Annotated in this window: 21 protein-coding genes and 1 pseudogene; 3 read left to right on the top strand and 19 right to left on the bottom strand. The window is 70.2% G+C overall.

All coding sequences use genetic code 11. The features are described 5' to 3' along the window. Nucleotides 1–34: 34 nt before the first annotated feature. The 15 genes from ftsW to VFE82_RS04265 form a co-directional block, all read right to left on the bottom strand. Entirely contained in the window at nt 35–1,276 is a 1,242-nt protein-coding gene (ftsW, locus tag VFE82_RS04335; protein WP_324999013.1) for a putative lipid II flippase FtsW, read from the bottom strand. Beyond that, on the bottom strand, nt 1,273–2,724 hold the full coding sequence (gene murD / locus VFE82_RS04330; RefSeq protein WP_414708743.1) for a UDP-N-acetylmuramoyl-L-alanine--D-glutamate ligase: 1,452 nt from the start codon (nt 2,722–2,724) through the stop codon (nt 1,273–1,275). Before murD ends, ftsW begins: the two co-directional genes overlap by 4 nt. 374 nt (nt 2,725–3,098) lie before the next feature. After that, complete coding sequence (mraY, locus tag VFE82_RS04325; protein WP_324999012.1) at nt 3,099–4,277, bottom strand: phospho-N-acetylmuramoyl-pentapeptide-transferase; 1,179 nt, start codon at nt 4,275–4,277, stop codon at nt 3,099–3,101. After that, nucleotides 4,267–5,667 (bottom strand): UDP-N-acetylmuramoyl-tripeptide--D-alanyl-D-alanine ligase, encoded by a 1,401-nt coding sequence (locus VFE82_RS04320; protein WP_324999011.1) that lies wholly within the window; start codon nt 5,665–5,667, stop codon nt 4,267–4,269. The genes mraY and VFE82_RS04320 overlap by 11 nt, the downstream gene beginning before the upstream one ends. Further along, a complete protein-coding gene (locus VFE82_RS04315; protein WP_324999010.1) occupies nt 5,664–7,139 on the bottom strand; it encodes a UDP-N-acetylmuramoyl-L-alanyl-D-glutamate--2,6-diaminopimelate ligase in 1,476 nt (491 codons plus the stop codon). The genes VFE82_RS04320 and VFE82_RS04315 overlap by 4 nt, the downstream gene beginning before the upstream one ends. Continuing rightward, complete coding sequence (locus VFE82_RS04310; protein WP_324999009.1) at nt 7,139–8,872, bottom strand: penicillin-binding protein 2; 1,734 nt, start codon at nt 8,870–8,872, stop codon at nt 7,139–7,141. Before VFE82_RS04310 ends, VFE82_RS04315 begins: the two co-directional genes overlap by 1 nt. Next, complete coding sequence (gene ftsL, locus VFE82_RS04305; protein WP_324999008.1) at nt 8,869–9,234, bottom strand: cell division protein FtsL; 366 nt, start codon at nt 9,232–9,234, stop codon at nt 8,869–8,871. Before ftsL ends, VFE82_RS04310 begins: the two co-directional genes overlap by 4 nt. Then, complete coding sequence (gene rsmH / locus VFE82_RS04300) at nt 9,231–10,142, bottom strand: 16S rRNA (cytosine(1402)-N(4))-methyltransferase RsmH (protein ID WP_324999007.1); 912 nt, start codon at nt 10,140–10,142, stop codon at nt 9,231–9,233. Before rsmH ends, ftsL begins: the two co-directional genes overlap by 4 nt. A gap of 9 nt (nt 10,143–10,151) precedes the next feature. Beyond that, nucleotides 10,152–10,580, bottom strand: a complete 429-nt coding sequence (gene mraZ, locus VFE82_RS04295) for a division/cell wall cluster transcriptional repressor MraZ (RefSeq protein ID WP_324999901.1) — start codon at nt 10,578–10,580, stop codon at nt 10,152–10,154. Between the two features lie 239 nt (nt 10,581–10,819). Further along, nucleotides 10,820–12,118 (bottom strand): ATP-dependent protease ATPase subunit HslU, encoded by a 1,299-nt coding sequence (gene hslU, locus VFE82_RS04290; RefSeq protein WP_324999006.1) that lies wholly within the window; start codon nt 12,116–12,118, stop codon nt 10,820–10,822. A 169-nt stretch (nt 12,119–12,287) separates the two neighbouring features. Then, nucleotides 12,288–12,839, bottom strand: coding sequence for an ATP-dependent protease subunit HslV (gene hslV, locus VFE82_RS04285; RefSeq protein WP_324999005.1), 552 nt, complete (start codon nt 12,837–12,839; stop codon nt 12,288–12,290). Between the two features lie 56 nt (nt 12,840–12,895). Then, entirely contained in the window at nt 12,896–14,842 is a 1,947-nt protein-coding gene (locus tag VFE82_RS04280; protein WP_324999004.1) for an STAS domain-containing protein, read from the bottom strand. Between the two features lie 39 nt (nt 14,843–14,881). Further along, complete coding sequence (gene dksA / locus VFE82_RS04275) at nt 14,882–15,904, bottom strand: RNA polymerase-binding protein DksA (RefSeq protein ID WP_324999003.1); 1,023 nt, start codon at nt 15,902–15,904, stop codon at nt 14,882–14,884. A 270-nt stretch (nt 15,905–16,174) separates the two neighbouring features. Further along, complete coding sequence (locus VFE82_RS04270) at nt 16,175–17,233, bottom strand: GTP-binding protein (protein ID WP_324999002.1); 1,059 nt, start codon at nt 17,231–17,233, stop codon at nt 16,175–16,177. 133 nt (nt 17,234–17,366) lie between these two features. Next, nucleotides 17,367–18,548 (bottom strand): class I SAM-dependent rRNA methyltransferase, encoded by a 1,182-nt coding sequence (locus VFE82_RS04265; RefSeq protein ID WP_324999001.1) that lies wholly within the window; start codon nt 18,546–18,548, stop codon nt 17,367–17,369. 417 nt (nt 18,549–18,965) lie between these two features. On the opposite strand from VFE82_RS04265, the pseudogene VFE82_RS20030 reads away from it, so the two are divergent. Further along, nucleotides 18,966–20,069 (top strand): annotated as a pseudogene (locus VFE82_RS20030) (7TMR-DISM family protein); the annotation flags it as partial. Further along, nucleotides 20,064–20,618 carry a diguanylate cyclase domain-containing protein gene (locus VFE82_RS20025; RefSeq protein WP_414708742.1) on the top strand — a complete coding sequence of 185 codons (555 nt, stop codon included), beginning with the start codon at nt 20,064–20,066 and terminating at the stop codon, nt 20,616–20,618. The pseudogene VFE82_RS20030 and the gene VFE82_RS20025, both read left to right, overlap by 6 nt. A 142-nt stretch (nt 20,619–20,760) precedes the next feature. On the opposite strand, the gene VFE82_RS04255 is transcribed toward VFE82_RS20025, so the two are convergent. Genes VFE82_RS04255 through dapF form a run of 3 tightly spaced genes read right to left on the bottom strand, consistent with a single transcriptional unit; the run spans nt 20,761 to nt 23,251 of the window. Continuing rightward, entirely contained in the window at nt 20,761–21,684 is a 924-nt protein-coding gene (locus VFE82_RS04255; RefSeq protein WP_324998999.1) for a tyrosine recombinase XerC, read from the bottom strand. 2 nt (nt 21,685–21,686) lie between these two features. Next, on the bottom strand, nt 21,687–22,364 hold the full coding sequence (locus VFE82_RS04250) for a DUF484 family protein (RefSeq protein WP_324998998.1): 678 nt from the start codon (nt 22,362–22,364) through the stop codon (nt 21,687–21,689). Nucleotides 22,365–22,378: 14 nt separating this feature from the next. Next, nucleotides 22,379–23,251, bottom strand: a complete 873-nt coding sequence (gene dapF / locus VFE82_RS04245) for a diaminopimelate epimerase (RefSeq protein ID WP_324998997.1) — start codon at nt 23,249–23,251, stop codon at nt 22,379–22,381. An 83-nt stretch (nt 23,252–23,334) separates the two neighbouring features. Here dapF and VFE82_RS04240 point away from each other — a divergent pair, with 83 nt between their 5' ends. Next, nucleotides 23,335–23,874: a carboxymuconolactone decarboxylase family protein gene (locus tag VFE82_RS04240; RefSeq protein ID WP_324998996.1), complete on the top strand. Its 540-nt coding sequence runs from the start codon at nt 23,335–23,337 to the stop codon at nt 23,872–23,874. Between the two features lie 45 nt (nt 23,875–23,919). On the opposite strand, the gene VFE82_RS04235 is transcribed toward VFE82_RS04240, so the two are convergent. After that, nucleotides 23,920–24,909, bottom strand: a complete 990-nt coding sequence (locus VFE82_RS04235) for a tripartite tricarboxylate transporter substrate binding protein (RefSeq protein WP_324998995.1) — start codon at nt 24,907–24,909, stop codon at nt 23,920–23,922. Between the last annotated feature and the right edge of the window lie 6 nt (nt 24,910–24,915).

Genomic DNA, 24,915 nt, shown 5'->3' with positions numbered 1-24,915 from the left:
ACGGCGTCGTCGGTGAGCATGAGGGCGCCGTGCGTCATGCGCGGCCTCCCCGCATCAGCACGCGGTTCTCGTGGTCGATGCGCAGCACCACCGCCAGCGCCACCATGTTCATCAGGATCGCCGAGCCGCCATAGCTCATGAGCGGCAGGGTCAGGCCCTTGGTCGGCAACGCGCCCAGGTTCACGCCCATGTTGATGAAGGCCTGGAATCCCATCCACAGGCCCACGCCCTGGGCCACCAGGCCGGCGAACACCCTGTCGAGCGCCACCGCCTGCCGGCCGATGTGCATGATCCGCCGGGTCATCCAGAGGAACAGGCCGATGACCACCAGCACGCCGACCAGGCCGAACTCCTCGCCGATCACCGCCAGCAGGAAATCGGTGTGCGCCTCGGGCAGCCAGTGCAGCTTCTCGACGCTGCCGCCCAGGCCGACGCCGAAGATCTCGCCGCGGCCGATCGCGATCAGCGAATGGGACAGCTGGTAGCCCTTGCCCAGCGCGTGCTTCTCGTCCCACGGGTTGAGGTAGGCGAAGATCCGCTCGCGACGCCAGTCCGACAGCGCGATCATCAGCATGAAGGCGATGATCATCACCAGCGCGATCAGGAAGAACATGCGCGCGTTCACGCCCCCCAGGAACAGGATGCCCATGGCGATGACGGCGATCACCATGAAGGCGCCCATGTCGGGCTCGGCCAGCAGGAGCACGCCGACCACCGCGACCGCGACGGCCATCGGCAGCACGGCGCGGAAGAAGCGCTCCTTGACGTCCATCTTGCGCACCATGTAGTCGGCCGCATAGAGCAGCACCGCGAACTTCGCCAGCTCCGATGGCTGGAAGCTCATGAAGCCCAGGCTCACCCACCGCCTGGCGCCGTTGACGCCCTTGCCGACGTGGGGCACCAGCACCACCATCAGCAGCAGCAGCGACGCCACGAACAGCCAGGGCGCGGCCTTCTCCCAGCGGGCGACCGGCACCTGGAAGGCGAGCAGGGCGGCGACGAAGGCCAGCACCAGGGAGAACAGGTGGCGCACCAGGAAGTGCGTGTGCGTGTAGCGCGCGAACTTGGGGTTGTCGGGCAGCGCGATGGATGCCGAATAGACCATCACCAGGCCGAACGCCAGCAGGGCCACGGTGACCCACAGCAGCGGCTGGTCGAAGCCCTGCACCCGTGCCGGCGCGGCCGGCGCGGTGTAGCGCGCCCCGCGCACCGGCAACTTGTCGCCGTTGCCGGAGCGGGAGAAGAGCGCCCCGATGCGGGCCATCACCGCGCTCATGCGCCGGCCTCCAGCTGCACGCCGGCTTCGTCGGCGAGTTCGCGCACCGCGGCGCGGAAGACGTCGGCGCGGTGCTCGTAGTTGCGGAACATGTCGAAGCTGGCGCAGGCGGGCGACATCAGGACGGCGTCGCCGGCATGGGCGCGCTGCGTGGCCAGCCGCACCGCCTCGTCCATCGAGCTGGCGTCGACCAGCGGCACGCCGCACGACGCGATGGCGGCCCGGATCTGCGGACCGTCGCGGCCGATCAGCACGACCGCCCGGGCAAATCGGCCGACCGGCGCCGCCAGCGGCGAGAAGTCCTGCCCCTTGCCGTCGCCCCCGAGAATGACCACCACCTTGCGGTCGGCGCCCAGCCCGGCGAGCGCGGCCACGGTCGCGCCGACGTTGGTGCCCTTGCTGTCGTCGAAGTACTCGATGTCGTCGACCATGCCCACGGGCTCGACCCGGTGCGGCTCGCCCCGGTATTCGCGCAGGCCATACAGCATCGGCGCGAGCGGCGCACCGGCCGCGGTGGCGAGCGCCAGCGCCGCCAGCGCGTTGACGGCGTTGTGGCGCCCGCGGATGCGCAGCGCGTCGGCCGGCACCAGGCGCTGGAAGTGCAGTTCCTCCTGCTCCCCCCTGCGCCGCTTCTGGGTCTCGTCGGCCTCGAGCGCGCGCACCAGCCACGCCATGCCGTTGACGATCTCGATGCCGAAGTCGCCCGGCCGCTGCGGCATGTCGGCGCCGAACGTGGTGAACGGCCGCTGCTCGAACTTGCCGCCCTTGAGCCGCACGGGCGCGGGCAGCATCTGCATCACGGCCGGATCTTCCCGGTTGAGGACCATCAGGGCGCGGCTGCCGAAGATGCGCGCCTTGGCGGCGGCGTAGGCATCCATGCCGCCGTGCCAGTCGAGATGGTCCTGGGTGATGTTCAGGACCGTGGCCGCCGTGGGTTCGAAGTCCTGCAGCCCTTCGAGCTGGAAGGACGACAGCTCCAGCACCCAGACCTGCGGCAACGACTGCGATGCGACCCTGGCGGCCAGCGTGTCCAGCAGCGTCGGACCGATGTTGCCGGCCACCGCCGCGGTGCGGCCCGCACGCTCGACCAGCTGGCCGGTGAGCGAGGTCACGGTGGTCTTGCCGTTGGTGCCGGTGACAGCGAGCACGGCAGGCGCATAGCCCTGCTCGGCGCGCAATTGCAGCAGTCCGCGCTGGAACAGCGCGAGTTCGCCGCCGACCGCGAGGCCGCGCGCACGGGCCGGGCGCAGGACCGGGTCGGCCTGCGCGGGCGACAGCCCGGGACTGCGGTACACCGCCTCCTGGCCATCCAGCAGCGCCTCGGTGAGCGCGCCGCCCACGAACCGGGCCTGCGGCAGTTCCGCCTGCAGGTCGGCCAGCCGGGGCGGCTGCTCGCGGGTGTCCGCCACGGTCACCTGCGCGCCCTGGCGGGCACACCAGCGGGCCATCGCGAGCCCGGACTCGCCCAGTCCGAGGACCAGCACGGCACGTGGGAACGGCTCGACCGGGACCGGCTCGGGCACCGTCTCCGGCACGAGCTCCGTTGCCGGCGCCGGCGCCGCATCGGGCGTCGGGGCGCTCTCGGCGGCCGGCTCGCCGAGCGCGAGCGAATCGCGCCAGGCGCGCGCTTCCGCAGCGGCCGTCAGGGTCTGCGGCAGGGGCAGCGGCGATGGCGCGGGCACCGGCGTCGGCGACGACTGCTGGACGCCGGACTGCACGTCCGGCACGGGCACGGGCGTGCCCTGCGACTCGTGCACCGTCGGCGACGCCGGCTCGTGGGCCGGCAGCTGAGAGGCGTCGTGGGACTCGTCGTGCGTCACGCCTACCTCAGCTTCAGGGTGGACAGGCCCACCAGGCACAGCAGCATGGTGATGATCCAGAAGCGCACGACGACCTGCGTTTCCTTCCAGCCGCTCTTCTCGTAGTGGTGGTGCAGCGGCGCCATCTTCAGGATGCGCCGGCCTTCGCCGTAGCGCTTGCGGGTGTACTTGAACCAGGTCACCTGCATCATCACGGACAGGGCCTCGGCCACGAACACGCCGCCCATGATGGCCAGCACGACCTCCTGGCGGACGATGACCGCGATGGTGCCGAGCGCGCCGCCCAGGGCCAGCGCGCCGACGTCGCCCATGAAGACCTGCGCCGGGTGCGCATTGAACCAGAGGAAGGCCAGCCCCGCCCCCGCCATGGCCGCGCAGAAGATCAGCAGCTCGCCCGACCCCGGGATGTAGGGGAACAGCAGGTACTTGGAATAGACGGCGCTGCCGGTCACGTACGCGAACACGCCGAGCGCCGAGCCGACCATCACCACCGGCATGATGGCCAGGCCGTCCAGGCCGTCGGTCAGGTTCACCGCGTTGCTCGCGCCGACGATCACGACGTAGGTCAGGAACACGAAGCCGAACACGCCCAGCGGATAGCTGACTTCCTTGAAGAAGGGCACCAGCAGGCCGGCCTTGGGGGGCAGGTTCACGTCGAAGCCCGAGCGCACCCACTCGAAGAACAGCTCCACCACCCGCACGTTGTTGCTCTCCGAGATGCTGAACACCAGGTAGAGCGCGGCGATCAGGCCGATGACCGACTGCCAGAAGTACTTCTCGCGCGAGCGCATGCCCTCGGGGTCCTTGTTCACGACCTTGCGCCAGTCGTCGGCCCAGCCGATCATCCCGAAGCCGATGGTGACCACCAGCACGATCCACACGAACCGGTTCGCCAGGTCGAACCACATGAGCGTGGAGACCGCGATGGCCATCAGCACCAGCGCGCCACCCATGGTCGGCGTGCCGCTCTTGGACAGGTGGCTCTGCATGCCGTAGCCGCGCACCGGCTGGCCGATCTTCAGCTCGGTCAGGCGGCGGATCACCCAGGGGCCCGCCAGCAGGCCGATCAGCAGGGCCGTCATGGCCGCCATCACCGCGCGGAACGTGAGGTACTGGACCACGCGCAGGAAACCGAATTCCGGGCTCAGGGTCTGCAGCCAGGTTGCCAGGCTAAGCAGCATCGCCGCCGTCCTTTCGTTGTTGTTGTTGTTGCTGGATCGCCTCCACCACCCGCTCCATCTTCATGAAGCGCGACCCCTTGACCAGGACGCTGCCCGCGTGCGGCAGCTGCGCCCGCACGGCGGCGTTGAGGTCGTCGATGGACGTGAAGTGCTCGCCCCCCATGGCGACCGACTGCTCGCCCAGGGTGAACAGCCGCTCGATGGCGCGCTCGCGGGCGTAGTTGCCGACCTCGGCGTGGAACTGCGGGCCCTGGTCGCCCACCTCGCCCATGTCGCCCAGCACCAGCAGCCGCGGGCCGGGCAGCTCGGCGAGCACGTCGATCGCGGCGCGCACCGAATCCGGGTTGGCGTTGTAGGTGTCGTCCACCAGCGTGAGAGACCGCCCGTCCAGCCGTACGTCGAAGGCACGCGAGCGGCCCTTCACCGGCTCGAACGCCTCCAGCCCCTGCGAGATGGCGGCCAGCGGCACGCCGGCACCGAGCGCACAGGCGGCCGCGGCCAGCGCGTTGCGCACGTTGTGGCGGCCGGCGATATGGAGTCGGAAGTCCAGCGGGCCGGCGGGGGTCGAAGCCCGGACGACCCACTGACCCTGGTGCCATTCAGACCCGGCCAGAACGAGGTCGGCGCCGCTGTCCGCGTCGCCGAACGTGAGGCAGGGGCGGCCATCCGCCAGCTGCGTCCACAGCGGCGTGAAGGGGTCGCCCGCGGGGAAGACGGCGGTGCCGCTGCGGCGCAGCGCGCCGAACACGGCGCCGTTCTCCCGGGCCACGGCTTCCACCGTGGCCATGAATTCCTGGTGCTCGCGCTGGGCGTTGTTCACCAGCGCGACGGTCGGCTGCGCGATCTGCGCGAGGTAGCCGATCTCGCCCGGATGGTTCATGCCCAGCTCCAGCACGGCGATCCGGTGTTCCGCGCGCAGGCGCAGGAGCGTCAGCGGCAGCCCGATGTCGTTGTTGAAGTTGCCCTGGGTCGCGAGATGGTGCTGCGGCTGCCATGCGCGCAGGATCGAAGCGACCATCTGCGTGACGGTGGTCTTGCCGTTGCTCCCGGTGACGGCGACCAGCGGCAGCTGGAACTGCTCGCGCCACTTGCGCGCGAGCGTGCCGAGCGCGGCCTTGCTGTCGTCCACCTCGATCCCGGCGAAGCCGGCCGGCAGCCGTCCGGGCTGGGCGACCGCGGCGACCGCGCCCCTGGCCCGGGCGTCGGGCAGGAAGTCGTTGGCGTCGAAGCGCTCGCCGCGGATGGCGACGAACAGGTCGCCCGGCTGCAGCGTGCGGGTGTCGGAATGCACCCGCGCCAGCGCGATGGAGCCGTCGCCGACCAACCGGCCGCCGATCCAGGCGGCCGCCTGCGCCAGCGTGCACATGGGCATGGACACGGGGGTGCTCATGGCCGGGCCTCCAGCGCGATGCGCGCATGTTCCCGGTCGTCGAACGGGTGCTTCACGCCCGCGATCTCCTGGTAGGTTTCATGTCCCTTGCCGGCCAGCAGGATCACGTCCTGCGGTCGTGCGGCGGACACGGTGGCGGCGATGGCCCGGGCCCGGTCGGCCTGGACCTCGACGCAGTCGTGGTGCGACAGCCCCAGCAGGATCTGGCTGATGATGGCCTCGGGCTTCTCGCTGCGCGGGTTGTCGCTGGTGACGACCACGCGGTCGGCGTTCTTCTCGGCGACGGCCGCCATCAGCGGCCGCTTGGTCGCGTCGCGGTCACCGCCGCAGCCGAAGACACACCACAGCCTGCCGCCACGCTGGCTGGCCAGCGGCCGCAGCGCCTGCAGCGCCTTGTCCAGCGCGTCGGGCGTGTGCGCGTAGTCCACCGCCACCAGCGGTTGGCCGGCCTGCTGGATGCGCTCCATGCGGCCGGGCACCGGCAGCAGGCCGGTGCAGGCCTGCACGGCCTGCGCCAGCGGCACGCCCAGCGCGCGCATGGCTGCCAGGACGCCCAGCAGGTTGGCCACGTTGTACTGGCCGACCAGGCCGGTGTCGAGCGCGTGGCGCTGCGCGCCCTCGACCACGGCAAAGCGCAGGCCTTCGCTGCCGTAGCCCACGTCCACCGCCTGCAGGCGGGCCGTGTGTTCGCACGACACCGTCCACAGATCGATGCCGGCGTCCAGCAGCGAGCCCGCCAGCTCGACACCCTTGGCGTCGTCGACGTTCACCACCGCCGCCCGCAGGCCTGGCCAGCGGAACAGCTCGGCCTTGGCCGCCCAGTACGCGTCCATGCTGCCGTGGTAGTCGAGGTGGTCCTGCGTGAAGTTCGTGAAGAGCGCCACGCCGATGCGCGTGCCGTCCAGGCGGCGCTCGGCCAGGCCGATCGACGATGCCTCGATCGCGCAGGCCTGCAGGCCCTCGTCGACGAAGCGACGGAACTCGGCCTGCAGCAGCACGGGGTCGGGCGTGGTCAGCCCGTTGAACGTGACCTGCGGCGGCCGGCCGGTGCCCAGGGTGCCGATGACCGCGCACGGCCACCGGTTGCCAGGCACGCGCGACAGCGCCTGCGCCAGCCACCACGCGGTGGACGTCTTGCCGTTGGTGCCCGTGACCGCGAGCACCTGCAGTTGCGCACTGGGGTGGCCGAAGTACTCCGCGGCGATGGGCCCCGTGGCCGCCTTGAGCCGGGGATAGCTGGCGACTTCGTCACCGGGCAGGCCGAAGGCTTCGACGCCTTCGCGCTCGACCAGGCATGCGGTGGCGCCCTGCGCAATGGCCGAGGGCACGTGCCTGCGGCCATCGGTGGCGGCGCCCGGCCAGGCGATGAAGCCGTCGCCCGCGCGCACGCGGCGGCTGTCGCAATGCAGCTGACCGCTCACGCGGCCGTGCAACCAGCGGGCGGCGTCCTGCGGGGTGTCCAGCTGCTGCATCAGAAGGACTCCTCGACGGCGTCGACCACGACCTGCGGCTTGACGCTCATGTCGGGCTGCACGCCCATGCGGCGCAGGGTCTGCTGCACCACGTCGCTGAAGACCGGGGCGGCGACGTCGCCGCCGAAGTACTTGCCCGCCGACGGTTCGTCGAGCATCACGCCCACGATGATGCGCGGCTGGTCGATCGGCGCCATGCCGACGAACCACGAGCGGTACTTGTTGCTGGCGTAGGACTTGCCCACCTGCTTGTGGGCGGTGCCCGACTTGCCGCCGACCGAGTAGCCCAGCGTCTGCGCCTTCGGCGCGGTGCCACCCGGGCCCGCCGCCATCTGCAGCATCGCGCGGACCTCCGCCGCCGTCTTCGCCGAGAACACCTGCACGCCCGGCGCCGCCTGCCCGGTGCGCAGCAGCGTCGCGGGGATGATCTGGCCGTCGTTGGCGAACACGGTGTACGAGCGCGCCATCTGGAACAGCGAGGCCGACAGGCCGTAGCCGTACGACATCGTGGCCTGCTCCACCGGCCGCCAGCTCTTGTAGGGACGCAGGCGGCCGCTGACGGCGCCGGGGAACGTGATCTGGGGCTTCTGGCCGAAGCCGGCCGCCGTGAACAGCTCCCACATGTCCTTGGGCTGCATCTGCAGCGCCAGCTTCAGGGTGCCGATGTTGCTGGACTTCTGGATCACCTGCTGCACCGTGAGCACGCCGTGCGCATGCGAGTCGGTGATGCGCGCGCCGCCGATCACCACGTAGCCGGGGGCGGTCTGGATCGGCGTCTGCGGCGTCACCATGCCGTGCTCCAGGGCCAGGCCGATGGTGAACGGCTTCATGGTCGAGCCCGGTTCGAAGACGTCGGTGAGCGCGCGGTTGCGCAGCTGCTCGCCGCTGAGGTTGTGCCGTTGATTCGGCACGTAGCTGGGGTAGTTGGCCAGGGCGAGCACTTCGCCGGTGTGCGCGTCCAGCACCACCACGCTGCCGGCCTTGGCCTTGTTGGCCAGCACCGAGTCACGCAGCTTCTGGTAGGCGAAGAACTGCACCTTGCTGTCGATCGACAGCTGCAGGTCGCGGCCGTCGATCGGCGGCACCTGCTCGCCGATGTCCTCGACGATGCGGCCCAGGCGGTCCTTGATCACGCGGCGCGAGCCGGCCCGGCCCGCCAGGTCGCGGTTGAAGGCCAGCTCCATGCCTTCCTGGCCGTTGTCCTCGACGTTGGTGAAGCCGACCACGTGGGCGGCGGCTTCGCCCTCGGGGTACTGGCGCTTGTATTCCTTGCGCTGGTAGATGCCCTTGATGCCGAGCGCGGCGATCTGGCGCGCGACCGGCTCGTCCACCTGGCGCTTGAGCCAGACGAAGGTCTTGTCCTCGTCGGCCAGCTTGGCGTTCAGCTCCGCCACGCTGATCTGCAGCAGCCTGGCCAGTTGCGCGAGCTTGGCCGGATCGCGTTCCACGTCCTCGGGGATCGCCCAGATGCTGGGCGTCGGCACGCTGGTGGCCAGCAGCAGCCCGTTGCGGTCGAGGATCCGGCCGCGGTTGGCCGGCAGTTCGAGCGTGCGCACGAAGCGCACCTCGCCCTGGTGGCGGAAGAAGTCGTTGCCGAACACCTGCACCCAGGCGGCGCGCCCGGCCAGCCCCGCGAAACCGAGCGCCAGCCCCGCGACGATGAACTTGCTGCGCCAGACCGGCGTCTTGCTGGCCAGCAGCGGGCTGGAGGTGTAGAGGACGCTGCGGGTCATGGTGTCCTCGCACTGGCCACCGGGCGCACGGCGTCGCTGGCAGGGTGTGCCGCGCCGCCCGCAGCCGCCGCGGCAGCCACGCTGTCTTGCGCCGAAGCGGGCGGCAGCGTCACGTACTGGGTGATCGCCGGCGACGCGGGCCGCATGTGCAACTGGTCCTTGGCGAGCCGCTCGACGCGCAGCGGCGTGGCCTGGGCGCGCCGCTCGACCTGCAGGCGCTCGTGTTCGGTCTCCAGGCGCCGCGCCTCGGCCGCGGCCTTCTCGATCTCGGCGTACAGGCGGCGCGATTCGTACTGCACCTGCACGGTCAGCATCGCGCTGAGGACCAGCGCCACGAGCAGCACGAGGTTGAGCCGCGTCATGCGTCGGTCCTCTCGGCCACGCGCATGATGGCGCTGCGCGAACGCGGATTGGCCGCCACCTCGTCCGCCGACGGCTTGATGCGGTCGAGCGCGCGCAGCTTCATCGGCTTGGGAGCGGCAAACGGCGCGCGGCGGTCGAACACCTCGCGCGAGTGCTGCGCGATGAACTGCTTGACGATGCGGTCCTCCAGCGAATGGAAGCTGATCACCACGAGCCGACCTCCGGGTTGCAGGATGTCCAGGCTGGCTCCTAGGGCCGCCTGCAGCTCTTCAAGCTCGGCGTTGATGAAAATCCGAAGAGCCTGAAATGTGCGCGTTGCAGGGTCCTGGCCCGGCTCGCGGGTTTTGACCGTGCCAGCCACGAGCTGGGCCAGCTCGGCGGTGGTTGCAAGAGGGCCCCGTTCCTGTCGGCGAGCAACAACCGCCTTTGCAATCTGAACAGCAAACCGTTCTTCGCCGTAGTCACGTATCACCTCCGCGATCTGGCCCTGTTCGGCCGTGGCCAGCCAGTCGGCCACGCTCTCCCCGCGCGTGGTGTCCATGCGCATGTCGAGCGGCCCGTCGGACCGGAACGAAAAGCCCCGCGCGGGGTTGTCGATCTGGGGCGAGCTCACGCCCAGGTCCATCAGCACGCCCGCGACGCTGCCCGGCGCGAGTTCGCCGAGCGAGCGGAAGCCCTCGTGCCGGATCGAGAAGCGCGGGTCCGGGATGGCAGCCGCAGCGGCGATCGCCTCGGGATCCTTGTCGAACGCCACCAGCCGCCCCTGCGGCGACAGTCGCGACAGCAGCAGGCGCGAGTGCCCGCCGCGGCCGAAGGTCGCATCGACGTAGGTTGCATCCGGCTTGGTGAGAAGAGCGTCGACTGCTTCCTTCAACAAGACGGTGGTGTGTTGCCATCTGGTGTCCACCGTCTGCGCTCAGAAAGAGAAGTCCTTGAACACGTCGGGCATCTGGCCTTGCATCGCCTCGGCTTCCTTGGCCTCGTACGTTGCCTTGTCCCAGAGTTCGAAGTGGTTGCCCATGCCCAGCAGCATGGTGTCGCGCTCGATGCCGGCGGCGGCGCGCAGTTCGGGGGAGACGAGCACGCGGCCGGTGGAGTCGAGCTCCACGTCCATCGCGTTGCCCATGAAGATTCTCTTCCACCACTGCGCGGACATCGGTAACGCCGCGATACGGTCGCGAAATTTCTCCCACTCGGGCCGCGGGAAGATCATCAGGCAGCCGTGCGGGTGCCTGGTGATGGTCAGCTGGTTGCCTGCCGTCGCCGCCAGGACGTCACGATGCCGGGTCGGCACAGAAAGCCGACCCTTGGCATCGAGACTGACGGACGAGGCGCCCTGGAACACCGCTGTGGCCTGCTGTGCGTGGAGGTGCAGGTGGAGTGCGAAGGCACTTTTCACCACTTAATTGCACTTTTCTCCACTGTAGCAGGAAACCTCAGCTGTGCAAGCACACGCTTGCGGCAAATTTGCAATGAAATCAACAACTTAGAACGACTTTTGCGAGCTGGACAGCAGGCAAAAGCGTTCTAAATGAAGCACTTAGCGCGTGCTCTGCAAGTTGAACTTGAAGCCCGACCGGACTGTTAGAGGATGTAGCGCGACAAGTCTTCGTTGCGGCTCAACTCGGCCAGCCGGTCATCCACGTAGGCGGCATCGATGGTGACGGTCTGTCCTTCCAGGCGGGCCGCCTCGAAGCTCACCTCGTCGAGCAGGCGCTCCATCACGGTCGACAGCCGCCGCGCGCCGATGTTCTCGGTGCGTTCGTTCACCTCGTAGGCGATCGCCGCCAGCCGCGTGATGCCCTCCGGCGTGAACGCCAGCCGCACGCCTTCCGTGCCCAGCAGCGCCTCGTACTGCTTGACCAGCGAGGCATGGGTGCTGGTGAGGATGGCCTCGAAGTCCTGGACCGAGAGCGATTGCAGCTCGACGCGGATCGGCAGGCGGCCCTGCAGCTCGGGAATCAGGTCGCTCGGCTTGGCGAGGTGGAACGCGCCGCTCGCGATGAACAGGATGTGATCGGTGCGCACCGGCCCGTACTTGGTCGACACCGTGGTGCCCTCCACCAGCGGCAGCAGGTCGCGCTGCACACCCTGCCGGGACACGTCGGCGCCGGACGCTTCGCTGCGGGACGCGACCTTGTCGATCTCGTCGATGAAGACGATCCCGTTCTGCTCGGCGTTGTGGATCGCCTGGGCCCGGATCTCGTCCTCGTTGACCAGCTTGGCCGCTTCCTCGTCGACCAGCAGCTTCATCGCCTCGGCGATGCGCAGCTTGCGCGTCTTGCGCCGCTGGTTGCCGAACTGGCTGAACATGCCGCGCAGCTGCTCGGTCATGTCCTCCATGCCGGCCGGACCCATGATCTCCAGCTGCTGGCGCGGCTCGGCCAGGTCGATCTCGATTTCCTTGTCGTCCAGCTGGCCCTCGCGCAGCTTCTTGCGGAAGCCCTGACGCGCGGGGCTGTCGCCGCCCACGCCGGGCATCAGCACCTCGAGCACCCGCTCCTCGGCGGCATCCTCGGCACGCGTGCGCACCTTGCACATCTCGGCCACGCGCGTCTGCTTGACGGCGATCTCGGCGAGGTCGCGGATGATCGCGTCGACGTCCTTGCCGACGTAGCCGACTTCGGTGAACTTGGTCGCCTCGACCTTGATGAAGGGCGCGTCGGCCAGCTTGGCCAGGCGGCGCGCGATCTCGGTCTTGCCGACGCCGGTCGGGCCGATCATGAGGATGTTCTTGGGCGTGATCTCCGGCCGCAGCTTCTCGTCGACCTGCTGGCGACGCCAGCGGTTGCGCAGCGCGATGGCGACGGCCCGCTTGGCCTGTGCCTGGCCGACGATGTGCCGGTCGAGCTCGGAGACGATTTCCTGGGGAGTCATGGACATGGGGATTGGGCTTTGGGCGTTGGACGGGGGACGCTGCAGCGGCGCAGCCGGCACGGTCGAAGCACCGTCACCGGGCGCGGGCAACTTCGACGCAACACGTTCCCCCTGGACAGGTTGAACAAGCGGGTCGCGCGTCCGAAGCACCGGATGCGCGGCCCATGGCGACCGGCTACTCCAAGACCTCGATGGTGTGGTTCATGTTGGTGTAGATGCACAGTTCGCCGGCGATCTCGAGCGACTTCTTGACCAGGTCGCGCGCCGGCAGGTCGGTGTTCTCCAGCAGGGCGCGGGCCGCCGCCTGCGCATAGGAGCCGCCCGAGCCGATCGCGATGATCCCGTGCTCGGGTTCGAGCACGTCGCCGTTGCCGGTGATGATCAGCGACGCCTCCCGGTCCGCCACCGCGAGCATGGCTTCCAGCCGGCGCAGCACGCGGTCGGTGCGCCAGTCCTTGGTCAGCTCGATGGCCGCGCGCACCAGGTGGCCCTGGTGCTTCTCCAGCTTGGCCTCGAAGCGCTCGAAGAGGGTGAAAGCGTCGGCGGTGGCGCCTGCGAAGCCCGCCACGACCTTGTCGTGGTAGAGCTTGCGCACCTTGCGGGCCGAGCCCTTGACGACGACGTTCCCGAGGGTGACCTGGCCGTCGCCGCCGATGGCCACCTGCCAGCGCCCGTCCGGCGTCTTGCGCCGCACGCTGACGATGGTCGTTCCGTGAAATTGCTCCATCGGCGGCACTTGGGGCCGCGTGGAGTCATTGCAAGCCGCGTTGCGGCCGGTTGCGATCAGTCGCGGCGGGCGACGACGCGGGCGTGTTCGGCGATACCGATGACGTTGAAGAACGCTGCCACCAGCCGGTTGACATCCACGAACTGCACCTGGCGACCCTCGCTCTGCCGGGCGCTCGCCCAGTTCAGCAGGTTGCCGGCCGCCGTGAAGTCGATCCGGATCAGCCTGGCGCAGGAGATCACCATCAGGTCGGCGCCCGAGAGCTTGCCGTCGAGCAGGTCGATCGCGTCGCTCGCATCACCCAGGATCTGCCCAGCCAGCTCGACCGTCGCCACGTGCATCAGCTGCGAGCTGTTGCCGCCGGGAGATTGCGTGTCGCCGTAGCCGGTGGTCAGGCCGGAGTGCACCGAGTCGTGGAATGCCTCGCCGATCAGCGTGGGGTTGGCAACCGCGCTGCCGTCGGCCTGCAGCGGCTTGTAGTCGCAGCGCGCGCTTTCCCAGGAAGGCGGAGAGACCTCGTACGTGACGCAGTAGTCGAGGGCAACGAGTTCGAACTCGTCGGGCCGATGCATCACGCGCAGCACTTCCATGCGCAGCTTCCACCACGCCGGATTGACCGACTTGTCACCGGACGGCGTGGCGTTGCGGAGAACGCTCTCGAGCCGGTCGGCGCCGATGAAGCGCAGCTGGGCCGGCTGCGAGGCCCACTGGCCGAACAGCCGGGCCAGGCCCTCCAGCGCGGGCTCGTCGATGCTGGACAGCTTGACCCAGGACAGCCGCCAGGGCTGCTGCGCCCGGCCCAGCGCGGCATTCAGCGCCGCCAGGGTCTGGGTGCCGACACTGGAAGGGCAGTTCCAGTCGGCGATGGCACCAGAGCCGCCGGCAGCCGGGGCGCCGCTCTTGGTGGCGCCCATGCGCCCCACCGCCTCGGGCAGCGAGATCCACTGCGGGGCGGAGCGGCCGAACCGGCCGGCGAACTCGATCGCGGCGGTTTCGAAGCGTTCCTGCTGGCCGGTCGCCCGGTACAGGTCGAACAGCGTGAGCCAGGTCTCGTCGTGGTCGATGCGGGTGCCACCGGCACCCAGCACTTCCATCAGACCGACTTCGGCACCGGCATCGTCGCCGTTGGCGAAGCGGATGGCGGCTTCCTCGAGTTCCGGGTCGTGCGCGAACGCATCGTCGACATCGATCGCAAGCGCGCGCGAGGCAGTGAACCCGCCGCTGGGCGTGGTGGATTCCGGGCCCTGGCGCGCGGCGGCCGCCGGCGGGATCACGGCTGCCGGCGTGACGGGAGTCGCCGCGGCGGCGGGCGGCCGCGCAGCCGCCGGCGCTGGCGCCGCGACGCGTGCCGTGGCCGCCGGGTCGGGCCGGCGAGGTGCAGGCGTCGGAGCCGGCGCTGCCACCGAGAACGGCGGCGGCGCCGGGGCCGTCACGTCGGAATCGGTGAAGTCGATCATCGGCAGCGAGTCGCGGCCGGTGGGGCCCGCGTCCTGCGGCATCAGCGGCTGCGGGGCGGTCCTGGTGTAGGCATTTGCACCCGCGCCGGGGGCCGACGGATTGGGACGCGGCAGCGACTCCGGCGGCATGTGGGCCGACATCGGAAAATTCGTGCTGCTGCCAGCGGCGCTGCGGGCGGAGGCATCGCCATGCTTGGTCTTCCACCACTGCATGGACATCTGCGCCTCGATCTCGTCGATCTTCTTGAGCGTGCTGGCGCGGTCGTCAGGGCGCGACGGCAGCGAGCTCTGGAAGAACGAGGGACGCGCGCCGGCATCCTGGCCCGCCATGACCTCGCTGCGGCGCATCTTGCGCAGCATGTCGAATTCGCGCTTGCGCACGAAGTCGTTGCGCCGCTTGCGCTCGATCATCTCCTTGAGCATCTGCTTGGAGTACGAGCTTTCGCTGGCGCTGTCCTGGTCGAGGTCCGACCAACCCGTGGTGGGGTTGCGGACGAACTTCACCACCTTGGAGAAGAGTCCGCCGTTCTCGTCCTTGGTCGCCATGAGCGGGCGTGGTCCTGCTTGGGGGTTGCCGGGGCGACGTCAGTCGCCGAACATCTTCTGCTTGAGCTCGCGGCGCTGCTGCGCCTCGAGCGACAGCGTGGCGGTCGGTCGCGCCAGCAAGCGGCCGACGCCGATCGGCTCGCCGGTCTCGTCGCAGTAGCCGTAGTCGCCGGCGTCGATGCGCGCGATCGACTGCTCGATCTTCTTGAGCAGCTTGCGCTCGCGGTCGCGGGTGCGCAGCTCCAGCGCGTGCTCTTCCTCGATGGTGGCGCGGTCGGCCGGATCGGGCACGATGACCGTGTCCTCGCGCAGGTGCTCGGTGGTCTCGCCGGCGTTGTTCAGGATGTCCTGCTTCAACTGCACCAGCTTGCGCCGGAAGAACGCCATCTGCTTGTCGTTCATGTACTCCGAGTCCGGCATGGCGAGCACCTCGGCGTCGGACAGTTCGTCCACCGCCTTGGTCTTCCAGTTGTTGGCCAGCTTCGGGTCTTTCTTGATGTTGACGAGGGGCGGGGGAGTCAGCACGGATGGGGCGGGGGTCTGGGTGTAGCTGGCCTTGGGCGCGGTGGAGGCGACCGACTGCGCCATCGAGGGCACGGTGATCTGGGCCAGCCGGGCCGACGGCCGGGTCGCACGCTGCGGGTTCGCCAGCACTTCGGCGGGCGAAGGCCGCGGCGGCATGGCCGACGCGGGCGCAGGCGAGGCAGCTACGGGGGTTGGTCGGGCACTCGCCTTGGCAGGCGCAGGGCGCGCGGTGGCGACCGGCGTCTTCGCGGCGGTGGTCGGAGTCTTGATGGGAGCTTTCGTTTGCGGCGCGGGCGCCGCGGTGGTCTTCTTCGCGGCCGCCTTGGTCGGCTCCGCCTTCTTGGTCGGTGCTTTGGCCGACGGCTTGACCGTCTTGGCCGCTACAGGGGTCTTCTTGGCCACGGGCTTGGTCGCCGCCACCTTCTTGGCCACCGGCTTGGGGGCCGGCTTCACCGTCTTGGATGCGGGCTTGGCAGCGGCTTTCGCCTTGGGGGCTGCCTTGATCGCCTTGGCGGGGGCCTTGGGTTGGGGCTTCACGTCCGGTCTCCTCGCAGCGCCCACGCGGGAGTGCGAACTCCCGGCGAGCGTCGTTTCTTGGGGGTGGCCATCATCGGTGCGAGTTATACCCTGATTGTCGGGCATGCCAGCCGCCGGATCGGGGTTTTGCCGGAACCACGCCACGGTGGCGAGGCCCACAGCCACGCGGCCTGCGAGGGGAAACCCCAGCATTTGCAAAAGCGCGACAGTCGCGCCGGGCGATCGGGCCGGGGGAGCACCCCGCGGCACGGCGTCCGCGCCGGCGGTCCGTCAGACCAGACATTGCTCCAGCCCCTGCAGGAAGATGTCCCGGGGCAGGTCGATGCCGATGAACACCATCTTGCTGGTGCGCGTCTCGCCCTCGCCCCAGGCCGGGCCCAGGTCGCTGCCCATCAACTGGTGGACGCCCTGGAAGATCACCTTGCGCTCGGTCCCCTTCATGTTCAGCACGCCCTTGTAGCGCAGCATGCGCGGGCCGTAGATGTTCACCACGGCACCCAGGAAATCTTCCAGGCGGGCCGGGTCGAACGGGCGGTCGGCCTTGAAGACGAAGCTCTTGACGTCGTCGTCGGTGTGGTGGTGGTGCCCGTGCCCGCCGTGCCCATGGGACGGATGGTCGCAGTGCTCCCCGTGCTCATGGTCATGGTGGTCGTGGGCGTGTCCGTGGTCGTCCTCCCGCAGGAAGTCCGGGTCGATGTCCAGCTTCGCGTTCAGATTGAAGCCGCGCAGGTCGAACACCTCCTTCAGGGCCACCTCGCCAAAGTGCACCGCCTTCTGCGGAGCGCGCGGGTTCATGTGCTTGAGCCGGTGCATCAGCGCCTCGGTCTCCTCGCGGCCGACCAGGTCGGTCTTGCTGATGAAGAGCTGGTCGGCAAAGCCCACCTGGCGCCGCGCCTCCTGGCGATCGTTGAGCTGCTGGGCGGCGTGCTTGGCGTCCACCAGCGTCAGGATCGAGTCGAGCAGGTAGGTCTCGGCGATCTCGTCGTCCATGAAGAACGTCTGCGCCACCGGGCCCGGGTCGGCCAGGCCCGTGGTCTCGATCACCACGCGCTCGAAGTCCAGCAGGCCCTTGCGCTTCTTGGCGGCGAGCAGTTGCAGCGTGGAGCGCAGGTCCTCGCGGATGGTGCAGCAGATGCAGCCGTTGCTCATCTGGATGATCTGCTCCTTGGTCTCGGTGACCAGGATGTCGCTGTCGATGTTCTCCTCGCCGAACTCGTTCTCGATCACGGCGATCTTCTGGCCGTGCGCCTCGCCGAGCACGCGCTTGAGCAGGGTGGTCTTCCCCGAGCCGAGGAAGCCGGTCAGGATGGTGGCGGGGATGAGGCTCATGGCAAGTGGCGGAGCGGCAAAGGGGGCGGCAGTGTAGCGGACAACCGTCGTCCCCGCCGCGGAACGGGCCGGTCGCGCGGCCGGCAGCCGCTCCGGCCGGTGCACGCCGCCCCGGAACCCGCACCAACGGCCGTCAGCGCCGCATGACGGCCAGACCCTTGAGGTACTCGCCTTCCGGGAAGACCAGGGTCATCGGGTGGTCGGGCGCGCCGGCCAGCCGGGCCGTGACATACCCATCAACCCCGGCGTCGATGGCGGCTGACGCCACGATCTTGTGGAACAGGTCGGCGCTGATTCCGCCCGAGCAGGAGTAGGTGAACAGCATTCCGCCCGGCTCCAGCAGCTTGAAGGCGAGACGGTTGATGTCCTTGTAGGCCCGGGCGGCCCGCTCGGCATGGGCCGCCGTGGGCGCCAACTTGGGCGGGTCGAGCACGATGGCATCGAAGCGCCGGCCTTCGTCGATGAAGCGGCGCAGGCTGGCGTTGACGTCGGCGTCCAGGAATTCCGCACGGCCCGCCTCGAATCCGTTCAGGGCCACGTGCGCCCGGGCCCGCTCCAGGGCTGGCCCGGACGAGTCGATCGAGGTCACGTGGGCCGCGCCGCCAGCCAGTGCGGCCACGGTGAAGCCGCCCGTGTAGCAGTAGCAGTTGAGCACGCGCTGGAAGCCCAGCCGTGCCGCGTGCTCGCTGAAGATCCGGCGGCTGTCGCGCTGGTCCAGGTAGAAGCCGGTCTTGTGGCCGGTGGCCACGTCCAGGGTCAGCCGCCAGCCGTGCTCCCGGATCTCCAGCGCGGTCGGTCCGTCGCCGCGCAGCCAGCCGACCTGCGGCTCGAGCCCTTCCAGCGCGCGCGAACTGGTGTCGGAGCGTTCATGCAGGCGGGCCAGGCCGGTCGCCTTGAGCAGGGCGTCGGCCAGCACCGGCTTCCAGCGTTCCGCGCCGGCGGACAGGAACTGGGCCACCAGGGTGTCGCCATACCGGTCGACGATCAGGCCCGGCAGTCCGTCCGACTCGCCGTGCACCAGGCGCACGCCGTCGCTGTCGATGGCGAACCGCTCGCGCGCCCGGACCGCCGCGGCAACGGCGGCCTCGAAGAACGACGCGTCGATCCGCTGCGCCGGCTCGAAGCTCCAGCAGCGCGCCCGGATGCGCGAGGCCGGGCTGAACGCGGCCCAGGCGAGGAAGTTGCCGTCGTGCGACTCCACCCGCACCGTCTCCCCCGGGTCGCCGCCGCCCTTGGCGATGGCCGAGTCGAAGATCCAGGGGTGGCGGCGTTGCAGCGACCGTTCCTTGCCGGGTCGCAGACGGATGGTTTTCATCCCCCGATTGTCCTGCGGGCCGGATGGAATGGCCGGACCCGCCATGCCACGCCAGGGCCGGCCCTCTTTCCTCACCCTCCGCGCCCCGTCTCCCACCTCCCCGCCTGCCCGCCTGCCCGCCTGCCCGCCTGCCCGCCTGCCAGCCTGCCAGCCCCGCCGGTGCTCTCCCAAGCCGACGCCCTCCCCCTTCGAGCATGCACCGATCCGTGACCGACGCTTGTGCAACCAAGCTCAGCCACAGCTCGGCGCCAAAGTCCAGCGCAACCGTGGCATCCGACCAGCGGAGTCGGAAAGCCCGGGGCCGGGGACGGCCGACCCGACAATGGTCGACCAAAGTGCGGGGGACGAGTGGGGATAACGAGGACTAGCCTGTGGCAGGCGGCTGCCTGCCGGCTCCTGGTCGCCTTGGCGACCTGGATGCTGTCGACCGTGGCCGTTGCGGCGGCGCAACCGCTGACGCTCGACCCCGCCACCGGCCAGGTCGGGCTCGCCGACCGGGGCGAGTACTGGTACGACCGCAGCGGCCAGGTCACGGTCGACACCACGACCCAGGTGTCCGAGACGGAGTGGCGCCAGACCCGCACCGACCGCATCTACCGGGTCCGGGGCGGCACGGCACTGTGGGTGCGCTTCCAGCTCGCCGAGCCCGACGACAGCCAGCGCTGGTACCTGGAGGTGCCGTATTCCGGGGTGGACCGGGTCACGCTCTATGCGCAGGACAAGGCCGGCCGCTGGGTGCCGCGCAGCGCGGGCGACCAGATCCCGGTGGCCAGCTGGCCCGTCCCGCACCGCCATCCCGTCCTGCCGCTGGCCCTGACCCCCGGCGCCGCCCAGCAGTTCTACGTCCGCATCGAGAACCCGCACACCTTCGGCGCGCCGTTCGTGTTCATCAGCGAACGCGAACTGCTGCGCCAGGAACAGCGCACCGCGCTGATCCTGGGCATCTACTTCGGCCTGGCCGGCCTGTCGGTCATGCTGGCACTGGTCGCGGCCATGTCCACGCGCGACACGGCCTTCCTCTGGTATGGCCTGACCGTCACGCTCATGGGCCTGGCGCAGGCGTCGGTCACCGGCGTGGCCGGCCTGCACCTCTGGCCCGAGTGGGCCTGGTGGAACGATGCCGCCACCCTGGTGCTGCCCGTCACGTCGCTGGGCGTGCTGCTCTGGCTTCTGTCGGCCGTGGTGTCCCTGCCGCAGCGCCTGATGCGCCTGCACCGGCTGCTGTCCATCCTCTCGCTGATCTGCCTGCTGTGCGCCGCCACCATCCTGCTGGTCGACACCGCCTGGCGGGTGCGCCTGATGGTGCCCACCATGCTCCTGGGCATTGCCTGCGCGATGGGCGTGGTGGCCTGGGCCGCCACGCGGGGCGACCGCTACGCCGGCTGGCTGATGGCCGGCATGGTGCCGCTCGCGGTGGGCTCCGCGTTCCCGCTGTCCCGCGCCGCCGGCCTGTTGCCGGTGGGCTTCTGGACGACCCACGGGGCCCAGCTGGGGATCGCGATCGCGCTGCCCGTCATGCTCACGGTGCTGTTCGCCCGCAGCCAGGACCGGCGCGAGAACATCCGCCGCATCCACGGCCTGGGCCGGATCGACCCGGCCACGGGCCTGATCAACGGCGACGTGTTCCTCGAGCGCCTGCGCCGGCTGATCGCGCGCAGCAAGCGGTTGCACCACCAGAGCGTGGTGCTGCTGCTGGACATCGCCAACATCGGGCAGATCGAGCGCAACTTCGACCGCCGCTCCGCCGAGGAGATGCCGCTGCAGGTGGCCGGCCGCCTGCTCTCGTCGGCGCGCGACATCGACAGCGTGGCACGGCTGTCCGACCACCGCTTCGGCATCCTGATCGAGGGCCCCGTCACGCCCGACGACGCCGCGGCCGCCGGGGCCAAGGTGGTGGCCCGCTGCCTGATGCCGTTCGACGGCAAGCCGCTGGAATGGGTGGCGCAGGTGCGCGTCGCCCAGACGCTCGTGCCCGGCCCGGGCGCGGCCGAGGAAGTGCTGGAGAAGCTGGAAGGCCTGCTGGCATCGATCCCGCCCGACAGCAAGCGCGCGGTCTTCACGCTCAAGTGAACGCGCGGCGGGCCACCGCACCCGGGACCGCCCCGCCAGCCGCCGCCGGCATGCGCCCTTGACGGGTGACGCGCGCGACAGCGACCCGGCGCGCCTACCAGGCGACCACCGGGCGGCCGATCCTGCCAGGCCCGCAGCCCGCTCAGCGCTTGCGATGCGCCCGCGGATGCGCGGCGTCGTACGCCTTCGCCAGGTGCTGGAAGTCCAGCCGGGTGTAGACCTGCGTGGTCGCGATGTTGGCGTGGCCCAGCAACTCCTGCACCGCGCGCAGGTCGCCGCTGGATTGCAGCACGTGGCTGGCAAACGAATGGCGCAGCATGTGGGGATGCACGGGCGTGGCCAGGCCGGCACCGAGGCTGCGCTGGCGCAGGCGCAGCCAGACCGACTGGGACGACAGCCGCCTGCCGGTGCGGCCGACGAACAGCGCGGGGGCGTCACCGGCCAGTTGCGGCCGCAGTGCCAGCCAGTGCCGCAGGGCTTGCGCGGCCTGGGTGCCGACCGGCACGGCCCGGCGCTTGCTGCCCTTGCCCAGCACGTGGGCCTCACCGGCCTCCAGGTCGACCCACCCCCGCGCGGACTTGCTGGCCACGGCATCCAGGCCGACCAGTTCGCCGACCCGCAGCCCGCAGCCGTACAGCAGCTCCACGATGGCGACGTCGCGCGCTTCGAGCAGCGGATCGGCGCCCGCATCCTCGTGGTCGGCCAACTGCATCGCGTCGTCCACGCCCAGTGCCTTGGGCAGCGGCCGCGGCGACCGCGGTGCCCGCACGTCCTGCACGGGATTGCTGGGCACCTTGTCCTGCAGGCCGAGCCAGGCATAGAAGCCGCGCCAGCCCGACAGGATGAGGGCGATGCCGCGCCCGCTGCGGCCGGCCCCGTGCATCTGGGCGACCCAGCGCCGCACATGCGCGGTCTGCACGCGGGTCAGCGCGACGCCGGCGGCACGGGCGTTCTCCTGCAGCTTCTGCAGGTCCAGCGCATAGAGTTCGACCGTGCGCTGGGCAAGCCGCTTGCCGGTGCGGACGTGCTCCAGGTACTGCTCGACCAGGGCGACATCCTCGTCCATGCTCAGGCGTCCCGCAGGCGGCTCAGCGCCGCCGAGGTGATCTCGGCGATGCGCTCCAGGAAGTCGGTGCCCATGCTCGCCGAGAAGCGCTGCGGATCGGGCGACGCCAGCACCAGCATGCCGAAGGCAGGCGATGCGCTCTGCACCGTGCCGTCGCGCAGCGGCAGCAGCGCGACCGACATCGCCATCGCCGTGTCGTCCAGCCAGTTGACGGCCTCGAAGCCGGAGTTCACGCCGCAGTACGGCTGGGTGAGCGACGAGGCGAAGGTCTTGGCGTCCTCGCTCACGCCCTGCGCGAAATCCTCGGCTTGCAGCGGCCCGGCGACGTCCCAGACCTTGATGGCGACCTGGGGCACCATGAACTGGGCCTGCACCTGGCCGGCGATGGCGGTGGGCAGGTCGCGGTCGTCGCGCACCAGCATCAGGCTGCGCGTCCAGCGATGCAGGCGGTCGGCGATGACCACGTTCTCGTTGCCATTGCGCACCATCTCCATGATGCGGTGCTCCAGCGCCTTGATCTTCTCGCGCAGCATCTCGGCCTGACGCTCCTGCAGGCTGACGGCGCGGTTGCCGTGCGGGCTGGTCAGCTGCACGGTGGCCAGCAGCTGGGCGTGGCGCTCGAAGAAGGACGGCGTGTTCACCAGGTAGTTGGCGATGTCGTCTTCGGTGATGGGGTTCATGCTGCCTGCAGTCGTCATGGGTGGGGGATCTCGATCTCGCCTTCGAACACGGTGACGGCCGGCCCCGTCATCCACACGGGGGCGCTGCCGCCGGCCCACTCGATGGTCAGCACCCCGCCGCGGGTGTGCACGTCCACGCGGGCATCCAGCAGGCCCAGCCGGATGCCCGCCACCACGGCGGCGCAGGCGCCGGTGCCGCAGGCCAGCGTTTCGCCGGCGCCGCGCTCCCAGACCCGCAGCCGGACCTGGCCGCGGTCGACCACCTGCAGGAAGCCGGCGTTCACGCGCTTCGGAAACCGGGGATGGTGCTCGATCTTCGGGCCCTGCAGCGCCACCGGTGCTGTCTCGACGTCGTCGACCAGCTGCACCGCGTGCGGGTTGCCCATGGACAGCACGGCCACCGGCACGATGAGCGACTCGGCATGCGTGCCGAGCGCCAGTTTCCAGGTCTGCCAGTCGCCTTCCCGATGGGGATCGAGGCCGGCCGCGTCGAACGGGATGGCAGGCAGGTCGAACACGGGCGGGCCCATGTCCACCGTCACCCGGCCGTCGGCCGCAAGGCGCGGCTCGATCACACCCGACAGCGTGCGCACGCGCACCGTGTCGCGCGTGGTCAGGCCCTTGTCGCGCACGTAGCGGGCGAAGCAGCGCGCGCCGTTGCCGCACTGCTCGACCTCGCCGCCGTCGGCGTTGTGGATGACGTACTCGAAGTCGACGCCAGCCTGCGGCGAGGGGCGCACGGACAGGATCTGGTCGGCGCCGACGCCGAAGTGGCGGTCGGCGAGCCACCGGTACTGCGCCGTCGACAGGTCCAGGCGCCTACGGGTCTCGTCGAGCACGACGAAATCGTTCCCGGCGCCCTGCATCTTGGTGAAGCGGATCCGCATGGCGGGGGATTATCGGCGCAGCCGGGCCGCCCGCCGAGCGGCGTATGCTCGCCCGCACCGAGGCACCCACATCCTTCACAGCCATGCGCATCCCCGACTGGACCCCCGATCGCAAACCGCAGCCGCAGGACCTGGTCGAGGCCATCCGCGAGCGGCGCGGTGGCGCGCTGATCAACCTGGATCGCGCCCTGCTGTGGAGCGAGCCGCTGGCGCGCGGCTGGAACACCTACCTGAAGGCGGTGCGCACCGGCCTGCCGACCAGCCGCAAGCTGCGCGAACTGGGCATCTGCACGGTGGCCCTGCTGACCGGGGCGCACTACGAGTACCACCACCACGCGCCCGACTTCCTGGCGGCCGGCGGCAGCCAGGCCGAACTCGACGCGCTGGGCACGTGGTGCCTTGCGCCCGAGGGCCCGCTGCCGCCGGCGCTGGGCGGCGACGAGGCACTGGTGGCCCGCTACGCCGCGCAGATGACCCGTCAGGTCAAGGTCGACGACGACCTGTTCGCGCAACTGCAGCAGCGCTTTGGCACCACCGAGCTGGTGGAGATCACTGCCGCGATTGCGACCTACAACATGGTGGCCCGGTTCCTCGTGGCGCTGGGCGTGACGCCGGAGACCTGACGGGCCGCCGAAGGAGGATGGCCGCGCGCCCGCCGGCGGTCTTGCTCAGTCGGCCTTGATGTTGTTGTCCTTCACGACACGGGCCCAGGTGTCGATCTGCCGGTCGATGAAGGCGCGGGCGCTGTCGACCGATCCGCCGGCCAGCGTGATGCCCTGCGCTTCCAGCTTGCGGGCCACCTCCGGGTTCTTCAGGGCCTTGTTCAGCTCCTCGTTCCAGCGAGCCACGAGCTCGGGCGGCATCTTCGCCGGCGCGAGCAGCGCCCACCAGGCCGGCGCGTCGAAGCCGGCGAAGCCGCTCTCGGCGACAGTGGGCACGTCCGGCAGGTCGGCGGCGCGCTGGGAACTCGTCACCGCCAGTGGCCGCAGCCGCTTGCTGTCGATGTGGGGCTTGGTCACGAACACCGAGGCGATCGACAGGGGCACGTGTCCGGCGACCGCGTCCTGCATCAGCGGGCCGCCGCCCTTGTAGGGCACGTGGGTCAGCTCCAGGCTGCCGTTCCTGGCCAGCAGCGACATCGCCAGGTGCCCCAGGCTGCCGTTGCCGATGGTGCCGTAGCTCACCGGCTTGCGCGCCTTCGCGGCGGTCACCACGTCGCCGAAGGTCTTGAAGTCGCTGCCGGCATGGGTGGCCAGCACCATCGGCGAGGTGCCCACCAGCACGAGCGGCACCAGGTCCTTGCGCGTGTCGTACGGCAGGCCGGGGATCAGGCTCGGGTTGACGCCGTGCGTGTCGAACACCACGGCCACCGTGTAGCCGTCTGCCGGCCCCTGTACCACGCCGGCCGTGCCGATCGAGCCGGACGCACCGCCCTTGTTCTCGACGATGACGTTCTGGCCCAGCTGCGCCTGCAGCGCCGGCGCGAGGATGCGCGCCACTTGGTCGACCGAGCCGCCCGGCGGGAACACCGCCACCAGCCGGATCGGCTGCCGCTTGGGCCAGTCGCCGGTGCCCGATGCCGGCTGCGCGTGGACCCATCCGGCCATCAGGCCCAGGGCCAGCGCGACCAGGGTGCCGCGTCGCAGGGATGTCGTCATCGTGCT

The organism is Ramlibacter sp. (genome assembly GCF_035655895.1).
Taxonomy (GTDB): Bacteria; Pseudomonadota; Gammaproteobacteria; order Burkholderiales; family Burkholderiaceae_C; genus Ramlibacter.
The sequence above is the reverse complement of the archived record's forward strand: the minus strand, read 5'-3'. Positions and strand labels throughout refer to the sequence as shown.